Origin of the sequence: Anoxybacillus sp. PDR2 (assembly GCF_009834045.1) — a bacterium.
Lineage (GTDB): Bacteria > Bacillota > Bacilli > Bacillales > Anoxybacillaceae > Anoxybacteroides > Anoxybacteroides rupiense.
Map to the genome: position 1 here is coordinate 2,944,671 of NZ_CP047158.1, position 14,340 is coordinate 2,959,010.

13 protein-coding genes and 1 riboswitch are annotated in these 14,340 nt (G+C 42.2%); of the genes, 1 reads left to right on the forward strand and 12 read right to left on the reverse strand.

Features of this window, described 5'->3' with window-relative positions:
* Nucleotides 1–24: 24 nt before the first annotated feature.
* The 7 genes from GRQ40_RS14180 to GRQ40_RS14210 form a co-directional block, all read right to left on the reverse strand.
* Nucleotides 25–1,101 (reverse strand): GerMN domain-containing protein, encoded by a 1,077-nt coding sequence (locus GRQ40_RS14180; protein ID WP_066146294.1) that lies wholly within the window; start codon nucleotides 1,099–1,101, stop codon nucleotides 25–27.
* Nucleotides 1,102–1,200: 99 nt separating this feature from the next.
* The gene (gene racE / locus GRQ40_RS14185) at nucleotides 1,201–1,995 is read right to left on the reverse strand and encodes a glutamate racemase (protein ID WP_066146297.1); all 795 of its coding nucleotides are present in this window, start codon (nucleotides 1,993–1,995) and stop codon (nucleotides 1,201–1,203) included.
* Nucleotides 1,996–2,005: 10 nt separating this feature from the next.
* The gene (locus GRQ40_RS14190) at nucleotides 2,006–2,449 is read right to left on the reverse strand and encodes a MarR family winged helix-turn-helix transcriptional regulator (RefSeq protein WP_066146302.1); all 444 of its coding nucleotides are present in this window, start codon (nucleotides 2,447–2,449) and stop codon (nucleotides 2,006–2,008) included.
* Between the two features lie 168 nt (nucleotides 2,450–2,617).
* Nucleotides 2,618–2,842 carry a spore germination transcription factor GerE gene (gene gerE, locus GRQ40_RS14195; protein ID WP_044742964.1) on the reverse strand — a complete coding sequence of 75 codons (225 nt, stop codon included), beginning with the start codon at nucleotides 2,840–2,842 and terminating at the stop codon, nucleotides 2,618–2,620.
* A 408-nt stretch (nucleotides 2,843–3,250) separates the two neighbouring features.
* Complete coding sequence (gene sdhB / locus GRQ40_RS14200) at nucleotides 3,251–4,012, reverse strand: succinate dehydrogenase iron-sulfur subunit (RefSeq protein ID WP_159720229.1); 762 nt, start codon at nucleotides 4,010–4,012, stop codon at nucleotides 3,251–3,253.
* Nucleotides 4,009–5,769: a succinate dehydrogenase flavoprotein subunit gene (gene sdhA / locus GRQ40_RS14205; protein ID WP_159720230.1), complete on the reverse strand. Its 1,761-nt coding sequence runs from the start codon at nucleotides 5,767–5,769 to the stop codon at nucleotides 4,009–4,011. The genes sdhB and sdhA overlap by 4 nt, the downstream gene beginning before the upstream one ends.
* 35 nt (nucleotides 5,770–5,804) lie before the next feature.
* The gene (locus tag GRQ40_RS14210) at nucleotides 5,805–6,413 is read right to left on the reverse strand and encodes a succinate dehydrogenase cytochrome b558 subunit (RefSeq protein ID WP_044742967.1); all 609 of its coding nucleotides are present in this window, start codon (nucleotides 6,411–6,413) and stop codon (nucleotides 5,805–5,807) included.
* 274 nt (nucleotides 6,414–6,687) lie between these two features.
* Here GRQ40_RS14210 and GRQ40_RS14215 point away from each other — a divergent pair, with 274 nt between their 5' ends.
* Nucleotides 6,688–7,143 carry a YslB family protein gene (locus GRQ40_RS14215; RefSeq protein WP_044742968.1) on the forward strand — a complete coding sequence of 152 codons (456 nt, stop codon included), beginning with the start codon at nucleotides 6,688–6,690 and terminating at the stop codon, nucleotides 7,141–7,143.
* A gap of 401 nt (nucleotides 7,144–7,544) precedes the next feature.
* Here GRQ40_RS14215 and GRQ40_RS14220 read toward each other — a convergent pair whose 3' ends face one another.
* The 5 genes from GRQ40_RS14220 to GRQ40_RS14240 form a co-directional block, all read right to left on the reverse strand.
* Entirely contained in the window at nucleotides 7,545–8,765 is a 1,221-nt protein-coding gene (locus tag GRQ40_RS14220; protein WP_066146307.1) for an aspartate kinase, read from the reverse strand.
* A gap of 132 nt (nucleotides 8,766–8,897) precedes the next feature.
* Nucleotides 8,898–9,076, reverse strand: a riboswitch (Lysine riboswitch).
* A gap of 68 nt (nucleotides 9,077–9,144) precedes the next feature.
* Nucleotides 9,145–10,917 (reverse strand): excinuclease ABC subunit UvrC, encoded by a 1,773-nt coding sequence (uvrC, locus tag GRQ40_RS14225; RefSeq protein WP_044742971.1) that lies wholly within the window; start codon nucleotides 10,915–10,917, stop codon nucleotides 9,145–9,147.
* 17 nt (nucleotides 10,918–10,934) lie between these two features.
* Nucleotides 10,935–12,380 carry a nucleoporin-interacting protein gene (locus GRQ40_RS14230; protein ID WP_082741626.1) on the reverse strand — a complete coding sequence of 482 codons (1,446 nt, stop codon included), beginning with the start codon at nucleotides 12,378–12,380 and terminating at the stop codon, nucleotides 10,935–10,937.
* Nucleotides 12,381–12,432: 52 nt separating this feature from the next.
* Entirely contained in the window at nucleotides 12,433–13,356 is a 924-nt protein-coding gene (locus tag GRQ40_RS14235; RefSeq protein WP_044742972.1) for an FTR1 family iron permease, read from the reverse strand.
* Nucleotides 13,357–13,379: 23 nt separating this feature from the next.
* Nucleotides 13,380–14,141, reverse strand: a complete 762-nt coding sequence (locus GRQ40_RS14240; RefSeq protein WP_066146312.1) for a hypothetical protein — start codon at nucleotides 14,139–14,141, stop codon at nucleotides 13,380–13,382.
* Nucleotides 14,142–14,340: the final 199 nt, after the last annotated feature.

The window sequence follows — 14,340 nt, forward strand, 5'->3', positions numbered from 1 at the left end:
CTCTTTTTATACCATATTATAACATTAAAAACTACCGGTGTTCACATTTTCTGGTCTTGTTACTGGTTCTGAAAGTGCTTTTCCATCTTCTTTAACAAGATCAGCTTTTCCATTCACTGTGATGGACACACTTTCAATTCCTTTTTGTTCTGTTAATGATAGAACAAGAGAGTTCAGCACAGCTTCAGAAATCACATGTTTTTTATTGCTTCCATAAATCGCGTCGTTAAAGTTTAGCGTCACTTTGCCATCTTTATAAACTGGCTTGTCAATAAGCTGAACATCTGGCTGGAAGTCACTGACCAGTCCGCTGCCATATTTCGGACCTTTGATCAATTCATTAACGGCTGCGGCAATATCATCCTTTTGCTCGTTGGAGATGCGTCGTGTCACTGGCACGTAGTATGTCTGCTCCCCTTGCTGCTCTACAAAATAGACGACGATCGGGCGAGTGTTCGTAATATCGACAACATTGCTTGTATCGATATTGATGCCATCTTCGCGGCTGACCCCATCTTGAATCGGTGTTCCATCCACCGGCATAACTGTTTGATCGTGTCCATTAATACGTATTTTCACCTTTTTAACATTATCAAATTGCGTTAATGTCCATGTAATAGCTTGCAAAATTTTCTTTTCATCTTCTGCCTTATAATGAGCAAATTCTGGCGAAAAATCAGCTACAATCGTTCCATCTTTTTGCAAATTAACGCTTAATACGCGGGTGTCAGCTGGCAATACTGCTCGAAACCCATTCGGCAGCATATCTTCTATAGGTCCTCCTTGTACTAAATACTCAAGGGCCTGTTTCGCAACGGCATCTGTTTTAGGCAATGAAAGGGTCTGAGGCACAACGAAACCATTTTTATCAATTAAATAAAGCTCGCGTTTGACTGTTTCTGTTGCCTGTGATTCTTTTGCCGTTCCGTTCGCTTTCTCTTTTGGCTGTTGCAGCGACTCCCCGTTTTTCAAGTAGCTGACATCCTGCGGTGGATCAATTTCTTTTACTGCTTGATCCTTTCCAAATAATCCGCATCCGCTTAACAAAATCATGGAAGCTATAACCGGTGCAGCAAGTTTATACGTTCGCCGATTCAACATCACATAGTCCCTCCTAACAGTGGTTTGTACTATTATGTATACGAGCCGCTTAAAAAAATAGAATAAAAAAATCCTTCAGCTTACCGCTGAAGGATTTTTTTATAATTCAATCGTTTGGATATTATCAACAGGCTGTCCAAACAATCTTGATGCAATTTTTTGGAACATTTCCTTCGGACCAGTTGTCAAAAAGAGGTGATCGGCTATTTTTTCTCCTGTCTGCAACAACTCGCTATGATGTAAAATCGTGCTCACTTCACGAGCCGTCTCATCGCCCGAACAAATCAGCTTCACTTTTTTCCCCATATATTCGTGAATAAGCGGACTTAACAGCGGATAGTGCGTGCATCCTAAAATCAATACATCGATTCCGCTTGATTTCAAAGGCTTAAGCGATTCAGCCACAATCTGCTTCGCTTCTTCTCCTTCGAAAATCCCGCTTTCAACAAGTGGAACAAATTTTGGACAAGCCAAGCTTTCTACATGAACACGGTGATTAATGGACTTCAACGCCTTTTCATATGCGCGGCTTTTCACTGTTCCTATTGTGCCGATCACACCGATTTGCTCGTTCTTTGTCATTTTTAACGCTGCACGCGCCCCCGGATGCACCACTCCTAACACCGGGATATTCAATTCGTTGCGAATTTCTTCAAGCACAACGGCTGTCGCCGTGTTACATGCAATGACAAGCATTTTAATATCATATTGCAGCAAATAATTCGTCATTTCCCAAGTGAATCGACGAATTTCCTCTTCCGGTCGAGGACCGTATGGACACCTTGCTGTATCTCCTAGATAAATAATTCGTTCTTTTGGCAACTGCCGCATAATTTCCTTTGCGACCGTTAGTCCTCCAACTCCTGAATCGATAACTCCTATTGATCTTTCCAAGTGATTCGCCTCATTCTTTTTTCATTTCTTGATGCAATTTTTTTAAGCTTTCTTCTAAAAGAGCAACTTCCTCTGCTGAAAAATTTTCCAGCACTAACGCCAAATCATGCTGACGTTTTTTGATGACTTCTCGAATAATGCGTTCGCCTTCATGAAGGAGATGAATGCGCACCACTCTGCGATCCTTTTGATCTTTCACTCTTGTTACTAGCTTGTTTTTTTCCATTCGATCAATTAAATCGGTTGTTGTGCTGCAGGCTAGCTCCATTTTATTCGATAGCTCGCCGATGGTCATATCTCCTTCTTCGAAAAGCAGCTGCAAGGCAATAAATTGCTGTCTTGTAATTGGATATCGAACTAAAACTTCTCTTCCTTTTCGTTTTAAAATCGCCGCAATATAACGGAGCGATTTTTCTAGCTCAGCAATAGCCTTTTCATCCATTTCAACTGGCATACAATCTCCCCTATAAGATTTATGCACATTTATATTGTTCATATTTCTTGATAAAATTGCAAGCAAAACAAGCCATATACATTTTACTACACTTTTCCGTATAATCAATAAAAAATTTGCCAACAATAATAAACCGGCTCCCTCGTTGCTAAGGGTAGCCGGTGTTACCTATAGTTCAAGTTCTCCCATTCTAAGCAACTCAATCACCGCTTGGGAGCGCCCCTTTACCCCAAGCTTTTGCATGGCGTTTGAGATATGGTTGCGAACCGTTTTTTCGCTAATAAACAGCTCACTAGCAATCTCTTTTGTTGTTTTATCTTGAACTAATAATTCAAATACTTCTCTTTCTCTTTTCGTAAGCAATGGCTTTGAGTGAAATGATTTGTCCTTCAATTAAGATAACCCTCCTTGCTTTAGCCAGACCTGAACTACCGGATGGGTATTTATTCACCATATAGTATGTGGAATAACGGGTGACGGTGACAAAAATTCACATTACTTCTAGAAAAATAGGTATTTATAGAAAATGCGATGAAACAGCAGCCTGTATGGACATCATTTGATGCGTCAACATCCCTCTAAATGAGCGAGTGCTGAGCTGATTTCGATGATTGAGCAAGCGAACAATACCGCTTATTAACAAATAGATGTGTCCTATTATTCGGTACTTGGCCATATGTTGACGTAACCTAAGCAATTGACAAGTATCTTCAAACCGTTTATAGAATCTGCTTTTTCTTTCAATCTCTTTTTTCTCAAAAAAAATCCTCTTCATGGAAAACTCCATGAAGAGGATTTTTTTTACACTTCGTCGCTTCCGAAAAAGCTGCGAAACGCTTGAACAGTTGTAGCGCGGTTTAACGCTGCAATGGAGGTGGTGAGCGGAATGCCTTTCGGGCAAGACTGCACGCAGTTTTGCGAGTTACCGCAGTTCGCTAGCCCTCCATCCCCCATAATGGCTTTAAGACGTTCCTCTTTATGCATGGCACCAGTTGGATGAGCGTTAAATAAACGCACTTGTGAAAGGGGTGCAGGACCGATAAAGTTTGATTTGCTGTTCACATTCGGGCAAGCTTCCAAGCACACGCCGCAAGTCATGCATTTAGAAAGCTCATATGCCCATTGACGTTTTCGTTCTGGCATGCGCGGACCAGCACCTAAATCATAGGTTCCATCAATCGGAATCCATGCTTTTACCTTTTTCAAGGAATCAAACATCCGGCTGCGATCGACTTGCAAGTCGCGCACAACCGGGAATGTACGCATCGGTTCTAAACGGATTGGCTGCTCCAGCTTATCGATAAGAGCTGTACAGGATTGGCGCGGCTTTCCGTTAATGACCATGGAGCAAGCTCCGCACACTTCTTCTAAACAGTTCATATCCCATGTGATTGGAGTTGTTTTTTCTCCCTTAGCATTTACCGGATTGCGGCGAATTTCCATGAGAGCGGAAATAACGTTCATATTGGGACGGTATGGAATCTCAAATTCCTCTTCGTATGGCGCAGAATCCGGACGATCTTGTCGCGTTACAATGAGACGAATCGTTTTTTTCTCGCTCATGATTTCACATCCTCTTTCTTTTTCGAATAGTCACGTTTACGAGGCTTAATTAGTGATGTATCCACATCTTCATAATGGAACGCTGGACCATCTGGAGTAAAGCGAGCCATTGTTGTTTTTAGCCACTCTTCATCATTGCGCTCTGGAAACTCCGGTTTGTAATGAGCGCCGCGGCTTTCGTTTCGATTGTATGCACCAAGTGTAATCACACGAGCTAATTGAAGCATGTTATGAAGCTGGCGAGTAAATGAAGCCGCCTGATTACTCCATTTAGCTGTATCGCTAATATTAATATTTTTATAACGCTCCATAAGCTCTTGAATTTTTTCATCCGTTCTTAAAAGTTTATCGTTATACCGAACAATCGTCACATTATCGGTCATCCATTCGCCAAGCTCTTTATGAAGCACATAAGCATTTTCTGTTCCATTCATCGATAAAATATTGTTCCAACGTTCTTCTTCTTGTTTTGCATATCGCTCATATAAAGAAGAAGGAAGCGCATCAGATGACTTGTCCAATCCCTTAATATATTCAACGGCCTTCGGACCTGCAACCATTCCGCCATAAATCGCCGATAAGAGCGAGTTAGCTCCCAAGCGGTTAGCGCCATGCATAGAATAGTCGCACTCTCCAGCAGCAAACAATCCTGTAATATTCGTCATTTGATCATAGTCAACCCATAATCCCCCCATGGAGTAGTGCACAGCTGGGAAGATTTTCATCGGCACCTTACGCGGATCTTCTCCCATGAATTTCTCATAAATCTCAATAATGCCACCTAATTTAATATCGAGCTCCTTAGGATCTTTATGAGAAAGATCGAGGTACACCATATTTTCGCCGTTGATGCCAAGCTTCAAATCAACACAAACATGGAATATTTCACGAGTCGCAATATCACGCGGAACTAGATTTCCGTATGCTGGATATTTTTCCTCTAAGAAATACCATGGTTTACCATCTTTATATGTCCAGACTCGACCGCCTTCACCGCGCGCCGATTCACTCATAAGCCGTAATTTATCATCACCCGGGATCGCCGTTGGATGGATTTGAATAAATTCTCCATTCGCATAATAGGCACCTTGCTGGTAAACAATCGATGCAGCTGAACCTGTATTAATAATCGAGTTGGTGGATTTTCCGAAAATGATGCCTGGGCCACCCGTTGCCATAATCACAGCATCAGCAGCAAATGATTGGATTTCCATCGTCGTTAAGTTTTGCGCAACAATCCCACGGCAAATTTGCTCATCATCTAGTACCGCACCAAGGAACTCCCAGCCTTCATACTTCGTAACCAAGCCAGCGACTTCATGGCGGCGCACTTGCTCATCAAGCGCATAAAGCAGCTGCTGACCCGTTGTCGCCCCCGCAAATGCAGTACGGTGATGCTGCGTTCCACCAAAGCGCCGGAAATCTAGCAATCCCTCAGGTGTACGGTTAAACATAACACCCATACGATCTAATAAATAAATAATGCCTGGTGCTGCTTCACACATTGCTTTGACTGGTGGTTGGTTTGCCAAAAAGTCACCACCATATACCGTATCGTCGAAGTGTTCCCACGGGGAATCTCCTTCACCCTTTGTATTCACCGCACCGTTAATCCCACCTTGAGCACAAACAGAGTGAGACCGCTTTACTGGCACAAGCGAAAACAATTCCACTGGCACACCCGCTTCTGCGATTTTAATGGTGGCCATTAGTCCGGCTAAACCGCCGCCAACTACTATGATTTTTCCTTTTTTCATCGTTACTCACTCCCTAAAAAATTGCTAGTCGTGGATTAAGCGAATGCTAAAATGGCACGAATGCCAACGATTGAAAGCGCTACAAAGATGATCATCGTCACGTAAGTAAAAATTTGCTGTGAACGAGGAGTAACTGTTAATCCCCAGCTTACACAGAAAGACCATAGCCCATTCGAAAAATGGAACACCGTTGACAAAATACCGACAATATAAAAAGCAAGCATAAAAGGATTGTCAACAATGTTGGCCATCATGTCGTAGTTCACATCAGCTCCAAAAGCAGCTTGTACACGTGTTTGCCATACGTGCCACGTGACAAAAATGAGCGTAATGATTCCTGTCAGCCGTTGAAGCATGAACATCCAATTTCGGAAATATCCAAATCTGCCCACATTGTTTTGAGCGGTAAAAGCGATATAAAGTCCATAAATAGCATGAAACAGCAAAGGCAAAAAAATGATAAATATTTCTAAAAAATAGCGGAACGGTAAATGTTCCATAAATGATGCTGCCCGGTTAAATGATTCTGGACCTTTAGTCGCAAAGTGGTTCACTACTAAATGCTGGACTAGGAAAATTCCAACCGGAATAACCCCTAGTAATGAATGGAGTCGGCGGTAAAAAAATTCTCGATTTCCTGCCATATAGTATACCCCCTTTTTAAATAGTGATAATAAAAGATTTATGCACTCCCCATCCACACTAACTAAATGATTAATAGAACTGTAAATGCTTCCATTTCCATTAATCACGCGTCACATCCATTGTACTCCCACAATGTAGTAGCGTCAAGAAAACGAGTTCATAAAATGTTCAATCGTTTGAAAATTAAAACAATATTTGTGCAAAAATCGAAAGAAAAATACTGATTTCTTCTCATTGTTCGGCTATAATGTTTGATAGAAAGAGGGGAATTATGTGAAAACACATTCATTTCAGGAACACTATGAAGCATTACAGCACGTTGAAATTCCTTTATTTGGATATCATCTAATTCGAGAAGTCCTTCTTCCCGATTTGCTTGGCAAAGAAACCGACAGCATTTTATATTGGGCGGGAAAGCATTTAGCGCGCTGCTACCCCTTAGAAACATTCGATGACATCATTTTATTTTTTGAAAAAGCAGGATGGGGTACGCTCGCTGTCATCAAAGAACGCCAAGATGAATTAGAAATCGAGCTGACAGGGCCCGCGGTATCCGCTCGGATCGCCATGAATGCTCACTGTTCATTTCAGCTTGAGGCCGGCTTTCTCGCACAGCAGATTGAACAGCAAAAACGCTTCGTCTCGGAAGCATATGAGCAGCAAAAAAAGCGTGATCAAAAAGTGACTTTTACTGTGAAATGGGACCGTAAACACGAAATTGCTGAATAGACAGATTTTCTGCACCTTTTCAATTGTATTAGCCTATCGATGCACGACAAGAACAAAGGCAAGTATACGTATTTGCTTGCCTTAGACTGTTAACAAACGCTTCATCCTGCGTCACGGGCCTCATTCGTCGCTCATGAACGTTTGGGTTCGCTTCGCGTCTTCACTCGGCTGGCGTTTCTTGTCTGCCAAGCGCCTTCAAGCCAGTTTGATGTAGAACTACCACTATGATAGAAGAATCGTATAAAATGGTGGTAGACAAAGTCGATTTTGACTTTGTCTACCACTTGAGGCAAGCAAGCATTTGCTTGCTTTTTTAGTCAAAACAGTCGGCACAGCACGATTGAATGCACCTTCGCTCTCAAAACGCTTGCCATGATTTCGAGCAGTACGGTCTTGTCTGGTTATGAACGCACGGCGGCTTTTTCATCCAATTGAAACGCCGTATGCAACGCTTCTACTGCTGCAACCATATTTTCTTGAGACACGACGGTTGAAATTTTGATTTCGGACGTGCTGACCATTTTTATTTCAATCCCTTTATCCGCTAACACTTGAAACATTTGTGCAGCTACACCTGGATTAGAGATCATTCCTGAGCCGACAATCGATACTTTGGCCAGTTGGCTTTCATATTCTATCTTTGCTCCCTTGAATGATTCCAACACTTGCAAAGTCTCAGGCAAATCCTCTGTGCGAATGGAAAACGACACAGCTGCTGCTCCGCTATTAGTTGTGTTTTGAATAATAATATCGACATTAATCCCGCGATTCGCTAACGCTGTAAAAACGGTTGGCAACATAGGCAACTCGTGCGGGAGCCCTTGGACCGTCACTTTTGTTACTTGATCTTCAAAAGCAATCCCTCTGACAATTAAATGCTGTTCCATTGAAACATCCTCCTTTACCGTTGTTCCGCTCTCCTCTTCCATACTCGAACGAACTTCCAGCAATACTTGATAATTTTTAGCAAACTCTACAGCCCGCGGATGAAGCACTCCTGCTCCAAGATTGGCCAGCTCTAGCATCTCATCATAGGAAATTTCCTCTAGCTTTTTCGCTGCTTTTACATAGCGCGGATCGGTAGTAAACACTCCTGTCACATCTGTATAAATATCGCACTTATCCGCTTGTAGAGCGGCCGCTAAAGCTACAGCTGTCGTGTCAGAACCGCCGCGACCAAGAGTCGTGATATCTCCCTTTTCCGTCACTCCTTGAAAACCAGCCACAATGACGATTTGTCCTGCTTGCAAATATTGATGAATTCTCGTTGTGTCGATATCTATAATGCGAGCATTGCCATGAACAGTCTCTGTCTTGATTCCAGCTTGCCAGCCCGTTAAAGAAACAGCTGCATACCCCTTTTCTTGCAAAGCCATCGCTAATAGGGCAATACTCACTTGCTCCCCTGTCGAAAGAAGCATATCCAGCTCCCGCTTGCTAGGTTGGGACGTTAGCTGTTTGGCTAAATCCACAAGCTGATTCGTCGTCTTTCCCATCGCTGAAACGACAACGACCACTTGATGTCCTTTTTGCACCTCGCTCATTACTCGATCAGCGACATGCTGAATACGTTCAATAGATCCTACAGACGTTCCGCCAAATTTTTGCACAATCATTCCCATTTTTCTCATCCCTTGTTCTTAAAATGTTGATTTCAGCATCCATACCGGTATAGAAACAAATAAAAAACAGCAATGAGAGGCTTCTCATTGCTGTGCATAACGAAATAAGAAAAGAAACGAATTCGCTCCACACAGTGAGATAGCTCTCCAAGATGGGTCATCTTGACAGTCCTACATTTCTTAAACGCAGGACCAGCAGGAAAAGCAATGAGACTTCCCCCACTTCGGCGAGCCTCCCCTTTCGGCATTTTTCTTTGGAACCCATTTTCCTCCAAATGCCTACTCTTGAAGTTCGCGCCTCTATCTTCACTTCTGTGCTTAGAAGTGTATAAATATGCAATTAAGGTGATTGTATCAGCTTTTTCTCCAATTGACAATACTATTCTCGCAGCTTTTCATAAATTTTTTCAGCAACTGCGCGAGGAATCGCCGCTTTTTGCAGCTCCTCAATCGTCGCTTCTTTTATATTTTTTAAAGAGCCAAAATGCTTAAGAAGCGCTTTTTTTCGCTTTTCTCCAACTCCCGGAATGTGGTCAAGCGCGGACTGAAATAACGATTTTCCTCGCGTCTGGCGATGAAACGTAATAGCAAAACGATGGACTTCATCCTGAATGCGCTGCAGCAAATAAAATTCTTGGCTGTTTCGCGACAATGGCACGATTTGTGGTGGATCTCCCATGATTAATTCCGATGTGCGATGCTTGTCGTCTTTTACAAGACCGGCAAGCGGAATTTCCAAGCCCAACTCATTTTCTAACACATCGCGAACAGCCGCCAGATGTCCCTTTCCTCCATCAATTAAAATCAAATCCGGAAGAGGAAGGCGTTCCTTTAAAGCACGGCTATATCGCCGCCGTACAACCTCGCGCATTGATTCATAATCATCTGGCCCCTTCACAGTTTTAATTTTATATTTGCGATATTCTTTTTTCTCAGGCTTGCCGTCGATAAACACCACCATCGCCGAAACCGGATCAGCCCCATGGATATTAGAATTATCAAACGCTTCGATTCGATGCGGTGTTGGAATGTTCAACGCAACTCCTAAGTTTTCAACCGCTTTAACCGTTCGTTCTTCATCGCGTTCAATAAGATAAAACTTCTCTTTTAAAGCGATCGCTGCATTTTTACTCGCAAGATCGACCAGCTCTTTTTTCTTTCCTCTTTTCGGCTGAATAACAGGCACCTGGAGCAACTGCTCAGCCAAGCTTCCGTCAACCTCAAGCGGCAGGATTACTTCTTTTGGCTTAAAATGATTCTCCTTGGAGTAAAATTGTCCTAAAAATGTGAGCAGCTCTTCATCGGGATCTTGATGCAGCGGAAAGATCGAAACATCCCGCTCGATTAGCTTTCCTTGACGAATAAAAAAGACTTGGACGCACATCCATCCTTTGTCATAGGAGTAGCCGAACACATCTCTGTTAACAAAATCCTTCATCGTCATTTTCTGTTTTTCCATCATCGCTTCAATATGCGCAATTTGATCACGGTATTCTTTAGCTCGTTCAAATTCAAGGGCTTCTGCTGCTTTGTTCATTTTTTCAACCAATTCTTTTTTTATGTCTTGGTGTCCCCCGTTTAAAAAACGGACAATCTGTTCCACTATTTCTTTATTTTGTTGTTCCGAAACCGAATAGATACACGGAGCGAGACATTGTCCCATATGATAATAAAGACAGGCGCGGTTCGGCAGGGACGCGCACTTGCGAAGCGGATACATGCGATCGAGCAATTTTTTAGTCTCATTTGCAGCCTGCACGTTCGGATACGGTCCAAAATATTTGCCGCGATCTTTTTTTACCTTTCTTGTAATAATGAGACGTGGATGCTCCTCAGCTGTAATTTTAATAAATGGATAGCTTTTATCATCTTTGAGCATGACATTATATTTTGGATCGTATTTTTTGATTAAATTCATTTCTAAAATAAGCGCTTCAATATTTGATGAGGTCACAATATATTCAAAATCCGCTATTTCATTCACAAGGCGCAGCGTCTTTCCATCATGCGTTCCAGTAAAATAAGAACGAACACGGTTTTTTAATACTTTCGCTTTTCCTACATAAATCACTGTGCCATTTTTATCTTTCATTAAATAGCAGCCGGGCTGCTCTGGCAAAACCGATAGCTTCTCTTTTAAGTGATCATGCATCATAATCACTCCAATGCTTAGTCTTTCCATTCATAAAGTGTAATTTTGCCGTATACCGGATCCGCCAGCTTACTTGAATCATACGTTTTGATTTTCCGCAAATGTCCGGTCAGCGATACACCTTGTGACTGGAATCCCTTCACTACATGATCCGTTATATAAATTTTAGCATGTGGATAGTTCGTTTGATGTTGTAAAAAAAATGAAAAATGCAAGGCTTGTTCATACGGAAAGGTAACACGAAGGTATTCGAGCACCCTCGCTTCTTCCCATGTGTACAAAACAAACCGTTCCTTCCTCTGTTGTAAATCATATGCTAATTGATAGGTGGCTGGCAAGTGTAAGGCTTGCTCACGCAAGTTCCATGTGCCAACAACAAGCTGGATCACAAGAACAGCGAGAGCAAACAGCTTCTTATACGCCGGCATCCCTCTGTCCAAAAAACGAAGCCATCCATAAAAAAGTAAAAAGTGAACAATGGGAAGAGCATGGCGCGGCTTCTCAATATTTTGAGCAAACAAAGCCCAAATCCCATACATAAAAATGCAAATAAGCAGCCAGCGCGGAAAAGAGAAGCGTCGGACAGAGTAAAACGCCCAAACGAATAACGCGATATATATTGTCAACAAGACGAAAGTACGACTAGAGAGACCAATCCAAACCATATTATGAAATAAAAAATAGCTTGTTCGCTCCCAAAGCGACTGCTGATCCGTTGCGGCCGTTCCTCCCCATTCCTGAAAATGCCCATTCGTAAACGAAAAAGCCAGTTTAATAAAGCTCATCAAGCCTCCTTCTGTCATAGCAACCCCTATGATCCAAATGGATTGAAAAATGGCGGCAAAACAAATAAAGAGCAATAAACGGGAGATTCTTCGATATTTTCGCCAATCTTCATACCATACAAAAGCGAAAGCAAGGGCAAAAGGAGCGTATGAAAGCCGGATGCCTAACAGCAAACTAAATACAAACAAAGACAATAGTTGAGCGTGCCAAGAAAGCCTAGTTTTGGCCCGCTCAATCGCCCATAGATACCACCATAAAACCGCTAATGCCGCTCCGTCCGACATCGGCTGAAGACAAATCAATACGACATAGCTAGCTGATTGCACTAGCACTGTAACAATCCATGCTTTTTCTTTTGAACTATATTGTGTTGCCAGCAAAAAAATAGGCACTGAAGCTGACGCGAGCATCATCACATTAAAAACGGATAAAGCTTTTGCCGGATTAGCGACAAACGAATGAACGAGCATTCCTCCCAAAACAAAATAAGGATAGCCAGGAAAATGAGGTTGCATCGCTAATAAATCATAGCGGTCTAAAGCAAAGGCAAAATCCACTTGGTCCCACGATGCAGCATATGGACTTGCATAGTAGATTTCAATTCCAAACAGCAAAACCAGTGCTAAAAAACCAAAATATGACATATATCGATGATTTCCCAGAAAATATTTTTTCATCTCATTCACCTTCACAAATGAAAAAGTACAAGACCTTTATGTCCTGTACTTTTTACATAATTTGCTTCGTTTTGGGTTCAAGCGTTTGCGAATCAGCGCTTGTTGGTTCCCCCTTTTTTGCGTGTCGACTATTAATGAGCAAAGAAATGACGACAAAATAACCAATATAAGCAACGATTTCTTCAAGAGAAGGCATCGCTGAATAGCCAAATAACGCTTTTAAAAAGACGCCGATGTTCCCTGAAAGCAGCGGATGCACCCCGTGATCACGAATATAGTGCTCATAATCAATAGGATGTTCAGGCAGCAGCCATGTTAAATCATATACATGAGGCATCACGCTACCAATAATATTTAAATCTTGCAGCATTGAAATCGCTTGAACGAGCAGACCGGCTGCAATCAATAGAATAAAAGCTCCTGTGACTTTAAAAAAGGTTTTGAGCGGAATGCGCATCGTTCCTTTAAAGAAGAAATAGCTTACTAGCGCAGCAAGCAGCACACCAGTAATGGCTCCCCAGCCTTGCATAGCGGCACTGATATTTCCTCCTGTGATGGCTGCAAAGAAAAAGACCGTTTCAACCCCCTCACGGAGCACCACTAAAAACGAATGGATCACCATCCCAATGACATTTCCTGTAGTAATAAAGCGATCCATCTTTCCTTCCATATTTCTTTTCATGTCGCGGCTATGCTCAGCCATCCAAAACACCATTTGTGTCAATAAGATGGTCGAAACAAGCATAATCGAAACTTTTAAATACATTTCGCTGCCCATTGCCGCAAACCCGGTAAAAACGACCTGAAAAAGAAGAGCCACTCCAGCGCTTGCCAGCACCGCCAAGCCGGCCCCCAGCCATACATATTTCGTATATTTCGTATGATTCACTCTCTTTAAATAAGAGGTAATAATTCCGACGATAAGCAGGGCCTCTAATACTTCACGAAACGTAATTAACAGCGCTTGAACCTCCATCAGCAGCTCTCCTTTCTAAACGGTCAGTTTCGTTTCCGGCGCACGGCATAGATGACAACCGCAACAATAGCCGCCACTAATACAAGAAGCGGAAGCCAGTTTTTTACCTTCGATAAATCTGTCCATTCGTTTTGACTTGATGCCGTTTCCTTTTTTTCAGTGGCGTTCTCTGAAAAATGCCCAACTTTTAAGCTTTTCAATGCAAACTGCTTTTGCAGCGAGCTCAAAATCGTTTGTTCGCTTTTTTTAAATTGCTCAACATTCGATTGTTTTTGACCGACGCCAAACAATCCCGGATTTCCTAATGATTGCAGCGCTTTATTAAACTCGTCCCGCAACCGTTGATCAAGCTCAGCGTCTTGCGATTGAACAGCGGGAGAAAGGGCTTCATATGTAGCAAACGCTTTCGCTAATAATCGTTTACTTGTTTCGTACTGGTCAAAATTCTCCTCAATATTTTCAAGACGGCGGGCAATATTTAAAACAAGAACTTTCTTCATATCTTTTATAGTCGCTTCTTTATCTTTTTTCTTAATATCAGCCAGCACCGTTTCCACTGGCTCCTCCCCCATATGCATCTCAATTTCTTCCTTCACCGTTTCAAAAATCGTTTTGGCTTCAGAAAAGTTTGGCGGCTCCTGATTCAGCTTTTCAGCCATTTGTTTATAAGCCTCTGCTATTTTTTCTTGATTTGGATCACCGTATGAATAAGCCAAAACATGGTTCGGAATGTAATTGAGAATGAATATCAATAACAAACAAAAAAATAAGCGCATCGCCTTCATCCAATGATCTCCTCCCACATATTCAATGATAATGATTATCACGATTCCTGTCAATCATGCACTGTATGCATTCATGCAACTTGATATTGATAGGTTTACCTCGATATAAAGCTTAGAGCTTTTTCCACCGTCGGGCATCCGAACAACAATGCTTGGCCAACCCACGAATAGGTCTTGCTGTTCCAATCTTCATCACGCG

What these genes read in the sequence shown, in the direction of transcription:
- GRQ40_RS14180 (WP_066146294.1), bottom strand. Translation starts at nt 1,101, where the DNA reads ATGTTGAATCGGCGAACGTATAAACTTGCTGCACCGGTTATAGCTTCC.
- GRQ40_RS14230 (WP_082741626.1), bottom strand. Translation starts at nt 12,380, where the DNA reads ATGAAAAAATATTTTCTGGGAAATCATCGATATATGTCATATTTTGGT.
- GRQ40_RS14210 (WP_044742967.1), bottom strand. Translation starts at nt 6,413, where the DNA reads ATGGCAGGAAATCGAGAATTTTTTTACCGCCGACTCCATTCATTACTA.
- GRQ40_RS14240 (WP_066146312.1), bottom strand. Translation starts at nt 14,141, where the DNA reads ATGAAGGCGATGCGCTTATTTTTTTGTTTGTTATTGATATTCATTCTC.
- sdhA (WP_159720230.1), bottom strand. Translation starts at nt 5,769, where the DNA reads ATGAAAAAAGGAAAAATCATAGTAGTTGGCGGCGGTTTAGCCGGACTA.
- uvrC (WP_044742971.1), bottom strand. Translation starts at nt 10,917, where the DNA reads ATGCATGATCACTTAAAAGAGAAGCTATCGGTTTTGCCAGAGCAGCCC.
- GRQ40_RS14190 (WP_066146302.1), bottom strand. Translation starts at nt 2,449, where the DNA reads ATGCCAGTTGAAATGGATGAAAAGGCTATTGCTGAGCTAGAAAAATCG.
- sdhB (WP_159720229.1), bottom strand. Translation starts at nt 4,012, where the DNA reads ATGAGCGAGAAAAAAACGATTCGTCTCATTGTAACGCGACAAGATCGT.
- GRQ40_RS14235 (WP_044742972.1), bottom strand. Translation starts at nt 13,356, where the DNA reads ATGGAGGTTCAAGCGCTGTTAATTACGTTTCGTGAAGTATTAGAGGCC.
- GRQ40_RS14220 (WP_066146307.1), bottom strand. Translation starts at nt 8,765, where the DNA reads ATGGGAATGATTGTGCAAAAATTTGGCGGAACGTCTGTAGGATCTATT.